Source organism: Bacillus sp. FAU18, from assembly GCF_056033885.1.
Genome location: NZ_JBVYHZ010000003.1, coordinates 947,619 through 964,082 on the forward strand (window position 1 = coordinate 947,619; position 16,464 = coordinate 964,082).

Genomic DNA, 16,464 nt, shown 5'->3' on the forward strand with positions numbered 1-16,464 from the left:
ATGACAAAGCGATGGTTTAATGTAGGCAAAATCGTAAATACCCACGGAATCAAAGGCGAAGTGCGGGTGATTTCAAAAACAGACTTTGCCGAAGAACGATACAAGCCGGGAAACACGCTGTATTTGTTTATGGACGGCCGTAACGAACCAGTGGAGGTAACGGTAAACACACATAGACTGCATAAGCAATTTCATCTCCTGCAGTTTAAAGAAAGACAAAACCTAAATGAAGTAGAAGAGCTGAAAAACGCAATCATTAAAGTTCCTGAAGAAGAATTAGGAGAGCTGAATGAGGGTGAATTTTATTTCCACGAAATTATTGGGTGTGAAGTATTTACTGAAGAAGGCGAACTCATCGGAAAGGTCAAAGAAATTTTGACGCCTGGAGCCAATGACGTTTGGGTCATCGGAAGAAAAGGAAAAAAAGACGCACTCATTCCTTACATTGAATCAGTGGTCAAACATATCGATGTCAGGGAAAAGAAAATTGAGATTGAACTCATGGAAGGGTTAATAGACGAATGAAAATCGACTTTTTGACGCTGTTTCCCGAAATGTTTGAAGGCGTGCTCGGCTCATCGATTCTTCAAAAAGCCCAGGAAAAAGATGCGGTGCAGTTTCAAGTCGTAAATTTCCGGAAGTACTCTGATAACAAGCACAATACTGTTGATGATTATCCTTATGGCGGCGGGGCAGGCATGGTTCTCAAGCCTCAGCCTGTTTTTGACGCGGTCGAGGACCTGACATCAAAGGCAGCCGCTGCTCCGCGTATTATCCTCGTATGCCCGCAAGGTGAGCGCTTTACTCAAAAAAAAGCCGAACAATTAGCAAAGGAAGAACATTTGCTGTTCATTTGCGGCCACTATGAAGGCTATGATGAACGCATTCGCGAGCACTTGGTAACGGATGAAATATCAATTGGCGACTTTGTTCTGACGGGCGGTGAGCTCCCTGCAATGATGATCGCAGACAGTGTAGTCAGACTGCTTCCGGGTGTACTGGGTAAAGAGGCTTCCCATATTGAGGATTCCTTCAGCACCGGACTTTTAGAGCACCCGCATTATACAAGACCGGCAGATTACAAAGGTTTAAAAGTGCCTGAAACACTCTTGTCAGGAAACCATGCAAAAATTGAAGAATGGCGAAATAAAGAATCGATCAGAAGGACCTACCTAAGACGTCCGGATCTGTTGAAAGACTACCCGCTTACAGAGCAGCAAAGAAAGTGGATTTCTGAATGGGAAAAAGAATAGATTTTATTGCATAGGCTATGAAATTGTGATAAGATACTACTTGTGGCTTAAGCGGGCTTATCCGCTGCAAGCTTGAAAACGATGTTCCGCTGTGCCGGTTTTTGTGGCCAAGAGCATCTGTTGGAAGGAGTTGAAAACGATGCAAAAACTAATTGAAGATATCACAAAAGAACAGCTTCGTACTGATCTTCCTGCGTTCCGTCCTGGTGACACTTTACGTGTACACGTTAAAGTTGTTGAGGGTAACCGTGAGCGTATCCAGATCTTTGAAGGTGTTGTGATTAAGCGTCGTGGTGGTGGAATTAGCGAAACGTTCACAGTTCGTAAGATTTCTTACGGTGTTGGCGTTGAACGTACTTTCCCTGTACACACACCAAAAATCGCGAAAATCGAAGTTGTACGTTACGGTAAAGTACGCCGTGCTAAACTTTACTATCTGCGTGAACTTCGCGGAAAAGCGGCTCGTATTAAAGAGATCAGACGATAATGATAACGAACGAAAAGAGCTTGTTACCTGTAACAAGCTCTTTTTTTATACAGAATTTGAAAATGCCGGACAGGCATCGTAAAATACATAAAGGACAACAATGAATCATGCATACTGAAGATAAAGGCGGTGTTCGTGTCACATGACAATTCAATGGTTCCCGGGCCATATGGCAAAAGCAAGAAGGGAAGTAACCGAAAAATTAAAATTAATCGATATCGTATATGAATTGGTAGATGCCAGAATTCCAATGTCATCAAGAAACCCAATGATTGAAGATATTCTAAAAAACAAGCCGCGAATTATGCTGTTAAACAAGGCTGACAAAGCAGATGCGGCAGTTACACAGCAGTGGAAAGAGCACTTTGAGAAGCAGGGGATCCGCTCTCTGTCTATTAATTCTGTAAATGGACAAGGGTTAAATCAAATTGTGCCTGCATCAAGAGAGATCCTCCAAGAAAAATTTGACCGGATGCGTGCGAAAGGTGTGAAGCCGAGAGCGATTCGCGCTTTGATTATCGGCATTCCAAACGTCGGAAAATCAACGCTCATCAACCGGCTTGCAAAGAAAAACATAGCAAAAACGGGAGACAGACCTGGTATTACGACTTCTCAACAGTGGGTCAAAGTTGGGAAAGAATTAGAGCTATTAGATACACCGGGAATTTTGTGGCCTAAATTTGAGGATGAACTTGTCGGTTTGAGACTGGCAGTCACCGGGGCTATTAAAGACTCGATTATCAATTTGCAGGATGTGGCCGTGTTTGGTCTTCGTTTTCTCGAAGAACATTACCCAGAACGGCTTAAAGAGCGTTATGGCCTTGAGGAGATCCCAGAGGACATTGCCGAGCTGTTTGATGCAATAGGTGAAAAGCGGGGCTGTCTCATGAGCGGTGGGCTCATTAACTACGATAAGACGACTGAAGTCATCATTCGCGATATTCGCACTGAAAAGTTCGGCAGGCTGTCATTTGAACAGCCGACGATGTAAAGGCGCGCAGAAATGCGGGTCTTTATTTTTTCTTGGCTGAACCGATACATACAGTAAGGGAGAAGAGAAAGTGAATACATTAACCGTAAAGGACATTAAAGACCGTTTGCAGGAAGTGAAGGATGCACAAGACCCATTTATTGCCCAATGCGAAAACGACCCGAGAAAAAGCGTTCAAACGCTTGTAGAGCAATGGCTTAAAAAGCAAGCGAAAGAAAAAGCGCTGAAAGAACAATGGGTGAATATGACTTCCTATGAAAGGCTGGCAAGAAACAAAGGATTTCGCTTGATTGCAGGTGTTGACGAGGTCGGCCGGGGGCCATTGGCAGGACCAGTTGTCGCCAGCGCAGTCATCCTTCCAGAGGAATGTGAAATACTTGGGCTGACAGACTCCAAAAAGCTTTCAGAGAAAAAACGCGAGGAATATTACGAGCTTATTATGAAGGAAGCACTGGCGGTCGGGATAGGAATTGTAGAAGCTACTGTGATTGATGAGATCAATATATATGAAGCTTCAAAAATGGCAATGGTGAAAGCGATACAGGATTTGTCGGATACACCTGATTATTTGCTTGTTGACGCAATGACACTTCCGCTCGACACGGCTCAGGCGTCAATTATAAAAGGAGATGCCAAAAGCGTGTCTATTGCGGCAGGTGCGTGTATCGCAAAAGTGACGAGGGACCGAATGATGAGCGCTTATGCCGAAACGTATCCCATGTACGGCTTTGAAAAAAATAAAGGCTATGGGACAAAAGAACATTTGGAAGCTCTTGCTGCATACGGCCCAACTGAATTGCACCGCAAAACTTTCGCTCCTGTTCAATCTTTCAGATAAATCACCATGGACAAGGAGGCACCTTTTTAAAATGAACATACGAAATGATGTGCAAAAGGCGCTGCAGCACCTTTTCGGGCGTACAGCCGTCCCGCAGGAAACATCAAAAGTAAACGAAGCGCTAAACGGGGAGAAGCGTCTCCTCTTAGGAAAAGTGCTTCGTTTACTAGGAGATCAGCATGCCCTGATCCAAGTCGGCAATCAAACTGTTCAGGGAAAACTTGAAACCCAGCTTCGTCCTCAGGCATACTATTGGTTTTCCTACGAAAAAAAAACGGCAGAACAAACAGGCCGTCTTCAGGTCGTTCAAAGCTTTGATCAAAATCCTAAAACCATTCAGGATGCAGCTGGCAAACTTTTAAATGCCATTTCAGTGAAGACGTCAAACGCAGCTCTCATGATGACAGGAGCGATGCTGAAAAGCAAAACACCCGTAACAGAAAATGATATCAAAACAGCTGTCCGCTGGATGGACACGCTGCCTTCGCAAGACACAAAAAAAGCAGTTGAAACGGTTCTCTTCGCTTTAAAGCGTGATCTTCCCATTCACTCCGAGATTTTGAATGGTGTTCATGCTGTGAAATCGCCTGTTCCGTTGCATCAGCACGTATCCCAGCTGCTTCGGGCAATCGACCAAAACCCTCAGCAGAGCCAAATGATATCAAAGCTAAAGGAAGCAGTTACGGTGCTTTTAAATAGTGAAATCGATGTCCATGCAGAACGGCTGATTGATAAGCTTATTTCTTTAACCGACAATACGAAAGCACCTTCTCCGGCGAATACAGCTGGAAGCAGGGAGCTTAGCACACCAGCTGGCTCCCCCGGAAAAGCCAGCCTGCCGATTGCAAATCACACAGCAGAACAGAGAAGCATACAAGAAGAGCCTGTTAAAACAGCAGCAGACATTCCAATTAAAGAAGCCCGCCAGCTGCTGGTGAAGCTGACGGAATCTGCTGAAAAAAACAGTCTCCAAATTGTGAAAGAGGCAGCAAATTGGATTAAAGCGGCTGCTTCATCGGGTGATAGTAAGTCACTTGCAGCTTCAGCTGTTTTACAGGCGGCACAAGTCACAGACCAGGAAGCCGAAGTCTTTTTAAAGGCTGTTCAGCAGACAGCACCCCATTTGGCGGATAAGGCAGATGTTCTTTCTTTCTTATCCAAAGTGAAAACGGCAATCGGCGCAAGGGACGAGGTTGCGTTCATTAAAGCGTTTGAACAAGGAAGCGCAGTCACATCTGGCGAAATGCAATCCATCAAGCTGGCTCTTTCTGCTTTAAGAGCATCGCATGAGGTAGCCGAACCAGTCAAACAAGAAGCCGATCAGCTTTTTCATAAATTAAATGGCCAGCTTTTCATGCAGCAGGACCATCCGTCATACAGCCAAATTGTAATGTCATTTCCGATGTTTTCGAAGTCAGGGGTTCAGGACATGACTGTTCTGTTTAAAGGAAAGAAGGAAGCAGATGGAAAGCTTGATCCTTCCCATTGCCGCCTTTTGTTTTTGCTGCAGCTTGATACACTAAAAGAAACCGTCGTTGATTGCTTGGTACAGCAAAAAGTCATGACGATTACAATAGAGACTGATTTCGAGCTGCAGGCTGCGATCGATCCGATGGTGCCCGCGCTTAAACAGGGGCTAAAGGAAATGGGGTACAGCCTTTCAGGGGTAAACGCTAAAAAAAGGGATCACACCGAAGAAAAGGCTTCAATCGATCAATATATAACAAGTATCAGTGATCAGGAAGTGGATGTGAAAATATGAAAGAGCAGACACCGATCAGAAAAGCTGTTGCTCTCCATTATGACGAACAAAAAGACAAGGCGCCGAGAGTGATTGCCACAGGGAAGGGCCATGTAGCCGACAACATTATCAAAGAAGCGAAAAAAGCAGGGGTCCCGATTCAAGAAGATCGGACCCTTGTCGAATTAATGCGCCATTTGACGGTAGATGATCAAATTCCTGAAGCTCTTTATGAAACGGTAGCCGAGATTTTTTCATTCATTTACAAATTGGACGAAAGCGTAAAAAACAAAAAATAGCTAAAATATTCCCCACCCTCCTTTGAAATTTATGTTTTTAATAAAGTAAAAGTTTGAATGTTTAGAAGGATTAAAAGATTTTGCATCGAACTGTAGACAATTCTTCCAGTATTATTATAGAATGAAAGCGCAGTCTATTTTAGTTTTGTTACATAAGTTAGGAGGATGGGAAATGAATATCCATGAGTACCAGGGAAAAGAAGTCCTCAGAAAATATGGGGTATCTGTTCCTGAAGGTAAAGTGGCTTTTACAGCAGAAGAAGCAGTTGAGAGTGCAAAGAGCTTATCCAGCTCGGTTTATGTCGTAAAGGCTCAAATTCATGCTGGCGGTCGAGGCAAAGCTGGTGGGGTAAAAATAGCAAAATCATTAGACGAAGTAAAAGCGTATGCCGAAGAACTATTAGGGAAGACCCTAGTTACACATCAGACGGGTCCGGACGGCCAAGTAATAAAACGCTTACTTATTGAAGAAGGCTGCGATATTAAAAAAGAATATTACATCGGTCTAGTGCTTGACCGCGCCACTTCAAGAATCGTTTTGATGGCTTCTGAAGAAGGCGGAACGGAAATTGAAGAGGTTGCGGAGAAAACACCGGAAAAAATCAAAAAAGCTGTCATTGATCCGGCTGTTGGCCTTCAAGGCTATCAAGCCAGAGAAATTGCATTCGCTATTAATATTCCAAAAGAGCTCGTGGGAAAAGCTGCTAAATTTATGCTTGGACTATATAAAGCGTTTGTTGAGAAAGACTGCTCAATCGCCGAAATCAATCCGCTTGTTGTGACCGGCGACGGAAATGTGATGGCGCTTGATGCAAAATTGAATTTTGACAGCAATGCGTTGTACCGACAAAAGGACATTATGGAATACAGAGATTTGGATGAAGAAGATCCGAAAGAAATTGAAGCGTCCAAATATGATCTAAGCTACATTTCCCTTGATGGAAATATCGGCTGTATGGTAAACGGCGCGGGGCTTGCAATGTCTACGATGGATATTATCAAGCATTATGGAGGAGAACCGGCCAACTTCCTTGATGTGGGCGGCGGTGCAACCGCGGAAAAAGTCACGGAAGCATTTAAAATCATTCTTTCTGATCAAAACGTTAAAGGGATTTTTGTCAACATTTTCGGCGGTATTATGAAATGTGATGTCATCGCAGAAGGGGTTGTTGAAGCGACTAGACAAGTTGGTTTGACATTGCCGCTTGTCGTCCGTCTTGAAGGCACAAACGTAGATTTAGGGAAGAAAATTCTTAGTGAATCAGGATTAAACATTACATCTGCGGAATCAATGGCTGACGGCGCGCAGAAAATCGTATCCTTAGTTTAAGAAAGAATGAAAGGCAGGGGACCAAATAATGAGTGTTTTCATTAATAAAGATACAAGAGTTATTGTGCAAGGGATTACAGGTTCTACCGCTTTATTTCATACGAAGCAGATGCTCGAATACGGCACAAATATCGTTGGCGGTGTAACACCTGGAAAAGGCGGAACAGAAGTGGAAGGTGTTCCTGTATTTAATACAGTGGCTGAATCAGTTCAAACGACCGGCGCTAACGCGTCTGTTATATATGTGCCCGCACCGTTTGCAGCTGATGCGATTATGGAAGCGGTAGATGCGGAGCTTGATCTCGTGATTTGTATCACAGAACATATCCCGGTTTTGGATATGGTGAAGGTCAAACGCTTCATGGAAGGCAAGAAAACGAGACTGATAGGGCCGAACTGTCCTGGTGTCATTACGCCTGAAGAATGTAAAATCGGCATTATGCCCGGATACATCCATAAAAAGGGTCATGTAGGCGTTGTATCACGTTCAGGAACATTAACATACGAAGCGGTGCACCAGCTCTCAGAAGCGGGTGTAGGGCAATCTACAGCTGTTGGAATCGGCGGCGACCCTGTAAATGGAACAAACTTTATTGACGTTTTAAAAGCGTTTAACGAAGATCCTGACACACACGCAGTCATCATGATTGGCGAAATCGGCGGTACTGCCGAAGAGGAAGCGGCAGAGTGGGTAAAAGCCAACATGACAAAACCGGTAGTCGGTTTTATCGGCGGTAAAACAGCACCTCCTGGGAAGCGCATGGGGCATGCAGGCGCCATTATTTCCGGTGGAAAAGGGACAGCTGATGAAAAAATCAAAACCCTTAATGCATGCGGAATCGAAGTTGCAGAGACACCTTCTGTCATGGGTGAAACCTTAATTAAGGTGCTGAAAGAGAAGAACTTGTTCGAAACTTGTAAAACGCATTAATAAAAAAGGGACAGCCGTCAAGGCTGTTCCTGCTTTTTCTAACAAAAGGAGGTCAATCTATTGGATCAGGCCGCTGCCTGCTTAACGATTTGCAGAATCAATCAATTATTATCCCCATCCCTTCTATTAAAATGGTGGAAAGCCGATCCGTCTATGTCGCTGACATCACCCGTGTTACAAACGGTTACTCGTGATCAAATAAAAGCAGCTGCATTAAAAAACGAAATAGAACAACTTTATCCAAAGCTCCAGCGTGTACTTACTGCTTATCGTGAGCAAGGCATTAACACCATCCCTATTTCTTCAAAGCAATATCCTATCTGGCTTAAAAGCATTTATGATCCCCCCGCCGTACTGTTTGCAAAAGGTGATATGACTCTTCTTTCGAAAGGGAGAAAAATTGGAATTGTAGGGACAAGAAATCCAACAGCTTATGGGAAACAAGTTGTCAATCATCTTACAAAAGAGATCTGTCGTAAAGGTTGGGTGATTGTCAGCGGACTGGCGTCTGGGATAGACGGAATGTCCCATGCTGCAAGTATTAAGGCGAAGGGGCGGACAATTGGCGTCATTGCAGGCGGATTTCAACACATTTATCCCCGAGAAAACCTTCAGTTAGCAGATCACATGGCTAAACACCATATCCTGCTGTCAGAGCACCCACCTGAAACTAAACCCCAAAAATGGCATTTCCCTATGAGAAACCGTATTATCAGCGGAATAAGTGAAGGCGTTATTGTCGTTCAGGGCAAAGAAAAAAGCGGTTCGCTGATTACTGCCTATCAAGCATTGGAACAAGGGAGAGAGGTATTTGCCGTACCCGGTTCATTATTTGACCCTTACGCCGGAGGGCCTATAAAACTGATCCAGCAGGGGGCTAAAGCCATATGGTCAGCAGAGGATATTTTCGAGGAACTTCCTGAGAGAAACGTTCAATATACGGAACCCTTTTGAATTATCGTTTGACAAACGGTATTGTAATATTTAATAATAGTGAGGATTTAAAGTTGCATATTGTTTTCTATTTAATTAATGACGTTCATGATAAAGAATGAAATGTTGAAAGCCAAATAAAGACAGCTGCAAAAATAAAATTGAAATATCTTGAAAAGAGAGAGAACACCTCTTGAGGGGGATGAAAATGTCTGATTATCTAGTCATCGTGGAATCGCCCGCTAAGGCGAAAACGATTGAACGTTACTTAGGTAAAAAATATAAAGTAAAAGCATCAATGGGACATGTCCGGGATCTTCCAAAAAGTCAAATGGGAGTTGACATAGAACAGAATTTTGAACCGAAATATATTACCATTCGAGGTAAAGGACCGGTATTAAAAGAGCTGAAAACGGCTGCGAAAAAAGCCAAAAAAGTGTATCTCGCAGCCGACCCCGACAGAGAAGGGGAAGCGATTGCATGGCATTTGGCACACAGTCTTGATTTAGATCTCAACTCTGACTGCCGTGTGGTGTTTAACGAAATTACAAAAGACGCTATTAAGGAATCGTTTAAGCATCCCCGCATGATCAATATGGATTTAGTGGATGCACAGCAAGCGAGACGTATTTTAGACAGGCTTGTCGGATATAAAATCAGTCCAATCTTATGGAAAAAAGTCAAAAAAGGGCTTAGCGCAGGACGCGTGCAATCCGTTGCCCTCCGTTTGATTATTGACCGTGAAAAAGAAATTAACGACTTTAAGCCTGAGGAATATTGGACAATTGACGGTACGTTCTTAAAAGGTCAAGAAACCTTTGAAGCGAGCTTTTTCGGGAAAAACGGCAAAAAACTTCCTTTAAATAGTGAAGCTGATGTAAAAGAGATTCTTTCTCAGCTCAAAGGGAATCAATATACAGTTGAAAAAGTAACCAAAAAGGAACGCAAACGTAATCCTGCTTTGCCTTTTACCACTTCTACCCTGCAGCAGGAAGCGGCTCGCAAGCTCAATTTCAGAGCGAAGAAAACGATGATGATTGCACAGCAATTATATGAAGGAATTGATTTAGGAAGAGAAGGAACGGTTGGTCTGATCACGTATATGAGAACGGATTCAACCCGTATTTCGAATACGGCTGTTGATGAAGCAGCTGCATTTATTGATCAGACATATGGAAAAGAGTTCCTAGGCGGAAAACGGAAGCCTGCGAAAAAGAATGAAAATGCCCAGGATGCCCACGAAGCAATTCGACCGACATCAGTTCTTAGAAAACCAAGTGAATTAAAAGCAGTCCTCGGCAGAGACCAAATGAGACTGTATAAATTAATTTGGGAGCGTTTTGTTGCCAGCCAAATGGCACCGGCTGTTCTCGATACAATGAGTGTCGACCTGACAAACAACGGTTTGACATTTCGTGCAAATGGAAGTAAAGTCAAGTTTTCCGGGTTTATGAAGGTGTATGTTGAAGGAAAAGACGATCAAATGGAAGAAAAAGACCGGATGCTGCCTGACTTACAAGAAGGCGACACGGTATTATCAAAAGATATAGAACCTGAGCAGCATTTTACCCAGCCGCCTCCGCGATATACTGAGGCCCGGCTTGTTAAAACCCTTGAAGAACGCGGTATCGGCCGTCCATCCACATATGCTCCGACACTTGATACTATTCAGCGGCGCGGCTACGTGGCATTGGATAATAAACGTTTCGTTCCGACTGAATTAGGTCAGATCGTTCTTGACTTGATCATGGAGTTTTTCCCCGAGATCATTAACGTTGAGTTTACAGCTAAAATGGAGAGAGATCTTGATCATGTTGAAGAAGGAAATACCGAATGGGTCAAGATTATCGATAATTTCTACACCGATTTTGAAAAACGCGTCAAAAAAGCCGAATCGGAAATGAAGGAAGTTGAGATTGAACCAGAGTATGCTGGAGAGGATTGTGAATTGTGCAGTTCTCCAATGGTATATAAAATGGGACGGTACGGTAAATTCTTAGCTTGCTCCAACTTCCCTGACTGCCGGAACACGAAACCGATTGTGAAACAAATCGGTGTGAAGTGCCCGAGCTGCGGAGAAGGAAACATTGTTGAGCGAAAATCGAAAAAGAAACGGGTGTTTTACGGCTGTGACCGTTATCCGGACTGTGAATTCGTATCATGGGACAAACCAATTGAACGAAAATGCCCGAAATGCGGAAAAATGCTCGTCGAGAAAAAACTCAAAAAAGGCATACAAGTCCAATGCGTGGAATGCGATTATAAGGAAGAACCACAGAAGTAGCGGTGAGCAGGGTCTTGCTCACCTTCTTTGTGTGTTAAAAGAAGGCCTTGAATAATAAACTAGGAGATGTGAAAGATGAACCAACAAACAGTGAATGTAATCGGAGCCGGACTCGCAGGAAGTGAAGCGGCATGGCAGCTTGCCAAACGGGGGATTCAAGTCAAATTGTATGAAATGCGGCCAGTTAAACAAACGCCTGCGCACCATACAGATAAATTTGCAGAGCTTGTCTGCAGCAACTCTCTTCGCTCTAATACACTTGCTAACGCTGTCGGTGTATTAAAGGAAGAAATGCGTGCGCTTGATTCAGCCATTATCGCGGCGGCTGACGAATGTTCGGTGCCTGCCGGGGGCGCTCTTGCAGTAGACCGTCATGAATTTGCCGCAAGTGTGACAAATCGGGTGAAAAATCATCCAAACGTAACCGTTATTAATGAAGAAGTGACTCAAATTCCTGAAGGCCCTACTATCATCGCAACGGGTCCGTTAACATCTGAATCGCTGTCCGCCCAGCTGAAGGAGCTGACTGGAGAGGACTATTTATATTTTTATGACGCAGCGGCGCCAATTGTAGAAAAAGACAGCCTTGATATGGATAAAGTGTACCTGAAATCCCGTTATGATAAAGGTGAAGCAGCATATTTGAACTGCCCGATGACAGAAGAAGAGTTTGACCGTTTTCATGAAGCATTAACATCAGCAGAAACAGTGCCGTTAAAAGAATTTGAAAAAGAGATTTTCTTTGAAGGCTGCATGCCGATTGAAGTCATGGCAAAACGGGGTAAGAAAACAATGCTTTTCGGTCCGATGAAACCGGTTGGTCTAGAGCATCCTGTTACAGGAAAACGCCCTTATGCCGTCGTTCAGCTCAGACAGGATGATGCTGCGGGAACACTTTATAATATTGTAGGATTCCAGACTCATTTAAAATGGGGAGACCAAAAGGAAGTTCTCAAGTTGATTCCAGGACTTGAAAATGTAGAAATCGTCAGATATGGCGTGATGCACAGAAACACATTTATTAACTCTCCAAGCCTGTTAAAGCCGACTTATCAATTTAAAAACCGCAGTGATCTGTTCTTTGCAGGCCAAATGACGGGAGTAGAAGGATATGTGGAATCAGCTGCCTCAGGACTTGTAGCAGGCATTAATGCGGCGAAGCTTGTATTGGGAGAAGAGCTTGTTATTTTCCCTCAGGAAACAGCAATTGGCAGTATGGCACATTATATTACAACAACAAACCAGAAGAACTTCCAGCCGATGAATGCAAACTTTGGGCTTTTAAAAGAATTGCCAGTTAAAATTAAAAATAAAAAAGAACGAAATGAACAATACGCGAACCGTGCGATTGAAACAATTCAAACAATTTCGAAAACAATATAGGTATTGATTGCAACCTGAGCGCGATTTGTGATACCATTTAAAAGCCCTTCCTAGGGAGGTTTTAGGCATGGAGAATGTTAAGAATTTCGTAAAGTTATTCGTTGAATATTTACAAATTGAAAAAAATTATTCACAATATACTATTGTGAATTATGTGGATTCAATTGAAGAATTCGAGACTTTCCTGCGCGTTCAAGGTATAAATGGATTTGAAGAAGCTGCATATCAAGATACTAGGATTTTTTTGACAGAAGCCTATGAAAAAGGTTTATCGAGAAGAACAATAAGCAAAAAGATATCTGCATTAAGAAGCTTTTATAAGTTTCTGATGCGGGAAAAGCTTATTGAAGAAAATCCGTTTCAGCTTGTTCATCTGCCAAAACAGGAGAAACGGATACCGAAGTTTCTATATCAAAAAGAGCTTGAGGAGCTGTTTGAAGTTTCAGATATAAGCCAGCCGGCCGGAATGAGGGATCAAGCGCTGTTAGAGCTGCTCTATGCCACCGGAATGAGGGTCAGTGAATGCTGTTCCATAACTATTAACGACGTTGATTTATTTATGGACACTGTGCTTGTTCACGGTAAAGGCAAGAAGCAGCGCTATATCCCCTTTGGGTCTTATGCCCGCGAAGCGTTGAAGGTATACATGAATAGCGGAAGACAGTGCTTGCTGATGAAGGCAAAAGAACCTCATGATCTATTATTCGTAAATCAAAGAGGCGGACCGCTTACAGCCCGTGGCATCAGACATATTTTAAGCGGGCTTGTTCAAAAAGCGTCAAGCACTTTACATATCCATCCGCATATGCTTCGACATACGTTCGCCACGCATCTGTTAAATGAAGGAGCGGATTTGAGAAGCGTTCAAGAACTGCTCGGGCATTCCAATCTGTCTTCTACACAGATATACACGCATGTTTCGAAGGAAATGTTGAGAAACACATATATGTCTCACCATCCAAGAGCATTTAAGAAAAATTAAAGGAGGCCCTTTATGTCATCTTTTCATGCGACCACAATATTTGCCGTACAGCATAAAGGACGAAGCGCTATGTCCGGAGACGGCCAAGTAACATTTGGTCAGGCTGTTGTCATGAAACACACGGCACGGAAAGTGAGAAAACTGTTTAACGGCAAAGTTCTTGCTGGCTTTGCGGGATCTGTTGCAGACGCTTTCACTTTATTCGAAAAGTTTGAAGCTAAGCTTGAAGAATATAACGGCAACTTAAAACGTGCGGCTGTTGAGCTTGCGAAGGAATGGCGCAGCGATAAAGTGCTAAGAAAGCTCGAAGCCATGCTGATTGTTATGAATCAGGATACTTTGCTTCTCGTATCGGGAACAGGCGAGGTGATCGAACCAGATGACGGCATTCTCGCGATTGGATCAGGAGGCAATTACGCTTTGGCAGCGGGAAGAGCATTGAAAAAGCATGCCGGTGAAAGCATGTCCGCAAGTGAGATTGCCAGAGCCGCGTTAGAAACAGCAGGCGAAATTTGTGTTTACACGAACGATCAAATCATACTGGAAGAGCTTGAATAGAAAGGACTTGAGGCGCATGGAAAAAAAACCGTTAACTCCTAGACAGATTGTAGATCGGTTAGACCAATATATTGTCGGTCAGCAAAATGCGAAAAAAGCTGTCGCCGTGGCATTAAGAAACCGCTATAGAAGAAGTCTTCTGGATGAAAAGCTGAAGGACGAGGTCGTTCCGAAAAACATTTTAATGATGGGTCCTACCGGCGTCGGGAAAACTGAAATTGCCAGACGAATTGCCAAGCTTTCAGGTGCGCCATTTATCAAAATTGAAGCTACTAAATTTACCGAAGTCGGCTATGTAGGCAGAGATGTTGAATCAATGGTCAGAGATCTTGTGGAGACTTCTGTTCGGCTTATCAAAGAAGAGAAAATGAATGAAGTAAAGGAACAGGCAGAAGAAAATGCAAACAAACGCATTGTTCGTCTGTTAGTTCCTGGGAAGAAAAAACAATCTGGCGTTAAAAATCCGTTTGAAATGTTTTTTGGAGGCAGCCAGCCGAATGGTGAAGATGAGGCGGAGAGCCAGGAAGAAGCAAACATCGAAGAAAAAAGAAAACGAATGGCGCATCAGCTGGCTTTAGGAGAGCTCGAAGACTACTATGTAACAGTAGAAGTCGAAGAACAGCAGCCTTCTATGTTTGACATGCTGCAGGGCTCGGGTATGGAGCAGATGGGTATGAACATGCAGGATGCGCTGAGCGGATTAATGCCAAAGAAAAAGAAACGGCGCAAAATGACAGTCAGAGAAGCCAGAAAAGTCCTGACGAATGAAGAAGCAAGCAAACTCATCGATATGGATGAAGTCAGCCAGGAAGCTGTTCAGAGAGCAGAAGAGAGCGGGATTATCTTTATCGATGAGATTGATAAAATCGCAAAGAACGGCGGTGCATCTTCTTCTGCCGATGTTTCAAGAGAAGGCGTTCAGCGGGATATCCTGCCGATTGTTGAGGGTTCTACTGTTGTCACAAAATATGGTTCTGTAAAAACAGACCATGTATTATTTATTGCAGCAGGAGCGTTTCATATGGCCAAACCGTCTGATTTGATTCCCGAGCTGCAGGGGCGTTTCCCGATTCGTGTAGAACTGAACAAACTCACGGTAGACGACTTCGTGAGAATTTTGGTTGAGCCGGATAATGCGCTGCTGAAACAATATCAGGCATTATTGCAGACAGAAGGTATATCTCTTGAATTTTCTGACGAAGCTATTCATAAGATTGCTGAAGTTGCTTATCATGTGAACCAGGACACAGATAATATCGGTGCGAGACGCCTTCATACAATACTTGAACGCCTATTAGAAGATTTGTCGTTTGAAGCTCCAGATGTAACGATGGAGAAAATAACGATTACACCACAGTATGTCGAAGAAAAGCTCGGAACGATAGCCAAAAACAAAGATTTAAGTCAATTTATATTGTGAAAAATTTAATATGAGGAATGTTTAGGAGGATTATTTATCATGGCTTTATTACAAAAAACAAGAATTATTAACTCCATGCTGCAAGCTGCGGCAGGGAAACCGGTTAACTTCAAGGAAATGGCGGAGACGCTGCGGGATGTAATTGATTCCAATATTTTCGTTGTAAGCCGCAGAGGGAAACTCCTTGGGTATTCTATTAACCAGCAAATTGAAAATGATCGTATGAAAAAAATGCTTGAGGATCGTCAATTCCCTGAAGAATATACGAAAAATCTGTTTAATGTCCCTGAAACATCTTCTAACTTGGATATTAATAGTGAATATACTGCTTTTCCTGTTGAGAACAGAGACCTGTTCCAAGCTGGTTTAACAACAATTGTGCCGATCATCGGAGGCGGGGAAAGATTAGGAACACTTATTCTTTCACGTTTACAAGATCAATTCAATGACGATGACTTAATTCTAGCTGAATACGGCGCAACAGTTGTCGGAATGGAAATCCTAAGAGAAAAAGCAGAAGAAATTGAAGAGGAAGCAAGAAGCAAAGCTGTCGTACAAATGGCTATCAGCTCGCTTTCTTACAGTGAGCTTGAAGCAATTGAGCACATTTTTGAGGAGCTTGACGGAAACGAAGGTCTTCTTGTTGCAAGTAAAATCGCTGACCGTGTCGGCATTACCCGTTCTGTTATTGTGAACGCACTCAGAAAGCTGGAGAGCGCCGGTGTTATCGAGTCTAGATCATTAGGAATGAAAGGTACTTATATCAAGGTGCTAAACAACAAATTCCTAATTGAATTAGAAAATCTAAAATCTCATTAATCACAAAAAGAACCCTTTTTGAGGGTTCTTTTTTTATTTCAAATAAAGGAAATCAATAAGCTTTATTTCCTGGGTTGAAAGTCTTTCTATGTAATAATTTTAATAAATTTTGCATTTTTCTTCAAAAAGTTTCAAAAATGCCGAAAAGAAAGGAGAAAAAACAGAAATTCTGCTATTTTCAGGCTTATATCAAGGCGAGAAATGTAGTTCTAACA

At 43.0% G+C, this 16,464-nt stretch carries 16 protein-coding genes; all 16 read left to right on the plus strand.

The features are described 5' to 3' along the window. The 16 genes from rimM to codY all read left to right on the plus strand — a co-directional run bounded on the left by rimM (position 1) and on the right by codY (position 16,249). Positions 1 to 525: a ribosome maturation factor RimM gene (gene rimM / locus AC0OMU_RS05225; protein WP_003232013.1), complete on the plus strand. Its 525-nt coding sequence runs from the start codon at positions 1 to 3 to the stop codon at positions 523 to 525. After that, positions 522 to 1,253 carry a tRNA (guanosine(37)-N1)-methyltransferase TrmD gene (gene trmD / locus AC0OMU_RS05230; RefSeq protein WP_015383650.1) on the plus strand — a complete coding sequence of 244 codons (732 nt, stop codon included), beginning with the start codon at positions 522 to 524 and terminating at the stop codon, positions 1,251 to 1,253. The genes rimM and trmD overlap by 4 nt, the downstream gene beginning before the upstream one ends. A 139-nt stretch (positions 1,254 to 1,392) precedes the next feature. Beyond that, entirely contained in the window at positions 1,393 to 1,740 is a 348-nt protein-coding gene (gene rplS, locus AC0OMU_RS05235) for a 50S ribosomal protein L19 (RefSeq protein ID WP_003220825.1), read from the plus strand. A gap of 142 nt (positions 1,741 to 1,882) precedes the next feature. After that, positions 1,883 to 2,731, plus strand: coding sequence for a ribosome biogenesis GTPase YlqF (ylqF, locus tag AC0OMU_RS05240; protein ID WP_015383651.1), 849 nt, complete (start codon positions 1,883 to 1,885; stop codon positions 2,729 to 2,731). A gap of 70 nt (positions 2,732 to 2,801) precedes the next feature. Next, positions 2,802 to 3,569, plus strand: coding sequence for a ribonuclease HII (rnhB, locus tag AC0OMU_RS05245; protein ID WP_003245658.1), 768 nt, complete (start codon positions 2,802 to 2,804; stop codon positions 3,567 to 3,569). Between the two features lie 31 nt (positions 3,570 to 3,600). Further along, the gene (locus AC0OMU_RS05250) at positions 3,601 to 5,331 is read left to right on the plus strand and encodes a hypothetical protein (RefSeq protein ID WP_015383652.1); all 1,731 of its coding nucleotides are present in this window, start codon (positions 3,601 to 3,603) and stop codon (positions 5,329 to 5,331) included. After that, positions 5,328 to 5,609, plus strand: a complete 282-nt coding sequence (locus tag AC0OMU_RS05255) for a FlhB-like flagellar biosynthesis protein (protein WP_003232001.1) — start codon at positions 5,328 to 5,330, stop codon at positions 5,607 to 5,609. Before AC0OMU_RS05250 ends, AC0OMU_RS05255 begins: the two co-directional genes overlap by 4 nt. Positions 5,610 to 5,781: 172 nt before the next feature. Further along, positions 5,782 to 6,939: an ADP-forming succinate--CoA ligase subunit beta gene (sucC, locus tag AC0OMU_RS05260; protein ID WP_003244732.1), complete on the plus strand. Its 1,158-nt coding sequence runs from the start codon at positions 5,782 to 5,784 to the stop codon at positions 6,937 to 6,939. A gap of 28 nt (positions 6,940 to 6,967) precedes the next feature. Continuing rightward, positions 6,968 to 7,870 (plus strand): succinate--CoA ligase subunit alpha, encoded by a 903-nt coding sequence (gene sucD / locus AC0OMU_RS05265; RefSeq protein ID WP_047182609.1) that lies wholly within the window; start codon positions 6,968 to 6,970, stop codon positions 7,868 to 7,870. 60 nt (positions 7,871 to 7,930) lie between these two features. After that, the gene (dprA, locus tag AC0OMU_RS05270; RefSeq protein ID WP_474240946.1) at positions 7,931 to 8,824 is read left to right on the plus strand and encodes a DNA-processing protein DprA; all 894 of its coding nucleotides are present in this window, start codon (positions 7,931 to 7,933) and stop codon (positions 8,822 to 8,824) included. A 187-nt stretch (positions 8,825 to 9,011) separates the two neighbouring features. Next, positions 9,012 to 11,087, plus strand: a complete 2,076-nt coding sequence (gene topA, locus AC0OMU_RS05275) for a type I DNA topoisomerase (RefSeq protein WP_003245599.1) — start codon at positions 9,012 to 9,014, stop codon at positions 11,085 to 11,087. 75 nt (positions 11,088 to 11,162) lie between these two features. After that, positions 11,163 to 12,470: an FADH(2)-oxidizing methylenetetrahydrofolate--tRNA-(uracil(54)-C(5))-methyltransferase TrmFO gene (trmFO, locus tag AC0OMU_RS05280; RefSeq protein WP_474240947.1), complete on the plus strand. Its 1,308-nt coding sequence runs from the start codon at positions 11,163 to 11,165 to the stop codon at positions 12,468 to 12,470. A 67-nt stretch (positions 12,471 to 12,537) separates the two neighbouring features. Beyond that, positions 12,538 to 13,452: a tyrosine recombinase XerC gene (xerC, locus tag AC0OMU_RS05285; protein ID WP_003231988.1), complete on the plus strand. Its 915-nt coding sequence runs from the start codon at positions 12,538 to 12,540 to the stop codon at positions 13,450 to 13,452. A gap of 12 nt (positions 13,453 to 13,464) precedes the next feature. Further along, positions 13,465 to 14,010 (plus strand): ATP-dependent protease subunit ClpQ, encoded by a 546-nt coding sequence (clpQ, locus tag AC0OMU_RS05290; RefSeq protein ID WP_003238555.1) that lies wholly within the window; start codon positions 13,465 to 13,467, stop codon positions 14,008 to 14,010. 16 nt (positions 14,011 to 14,026) lie between these two features. Next, positions 14,027 to 15,430, plus strand: coding sequence for an HslU--HslV peptidase ATPase subunit (gene hslU, locus AC0OMU_RS05295; RefSeq protein WP_014476801.1), 1,404 nt, complete (start codon positions 14,027 to 14,029; stop codon positions 15,428 to 15,430). Between the two features lie 39 nt (positions 15,431 to 15,469). Continuing rightward, on the plus strand, positions 15,470 to 16,249 hold the full coding sequence (gene codY / locus AC0OMU_RS05300) for a GTP-sensing pleiotropic transcriptional regulator CodY (protein ID WP_003220850.1): 780 nt from the start codon (positions 15,470 to 15,472) through the stop codon (positions 16,247 to 16,249). Positions 16,250 to 16,464 lie beyond the last annotated feature (215 nt).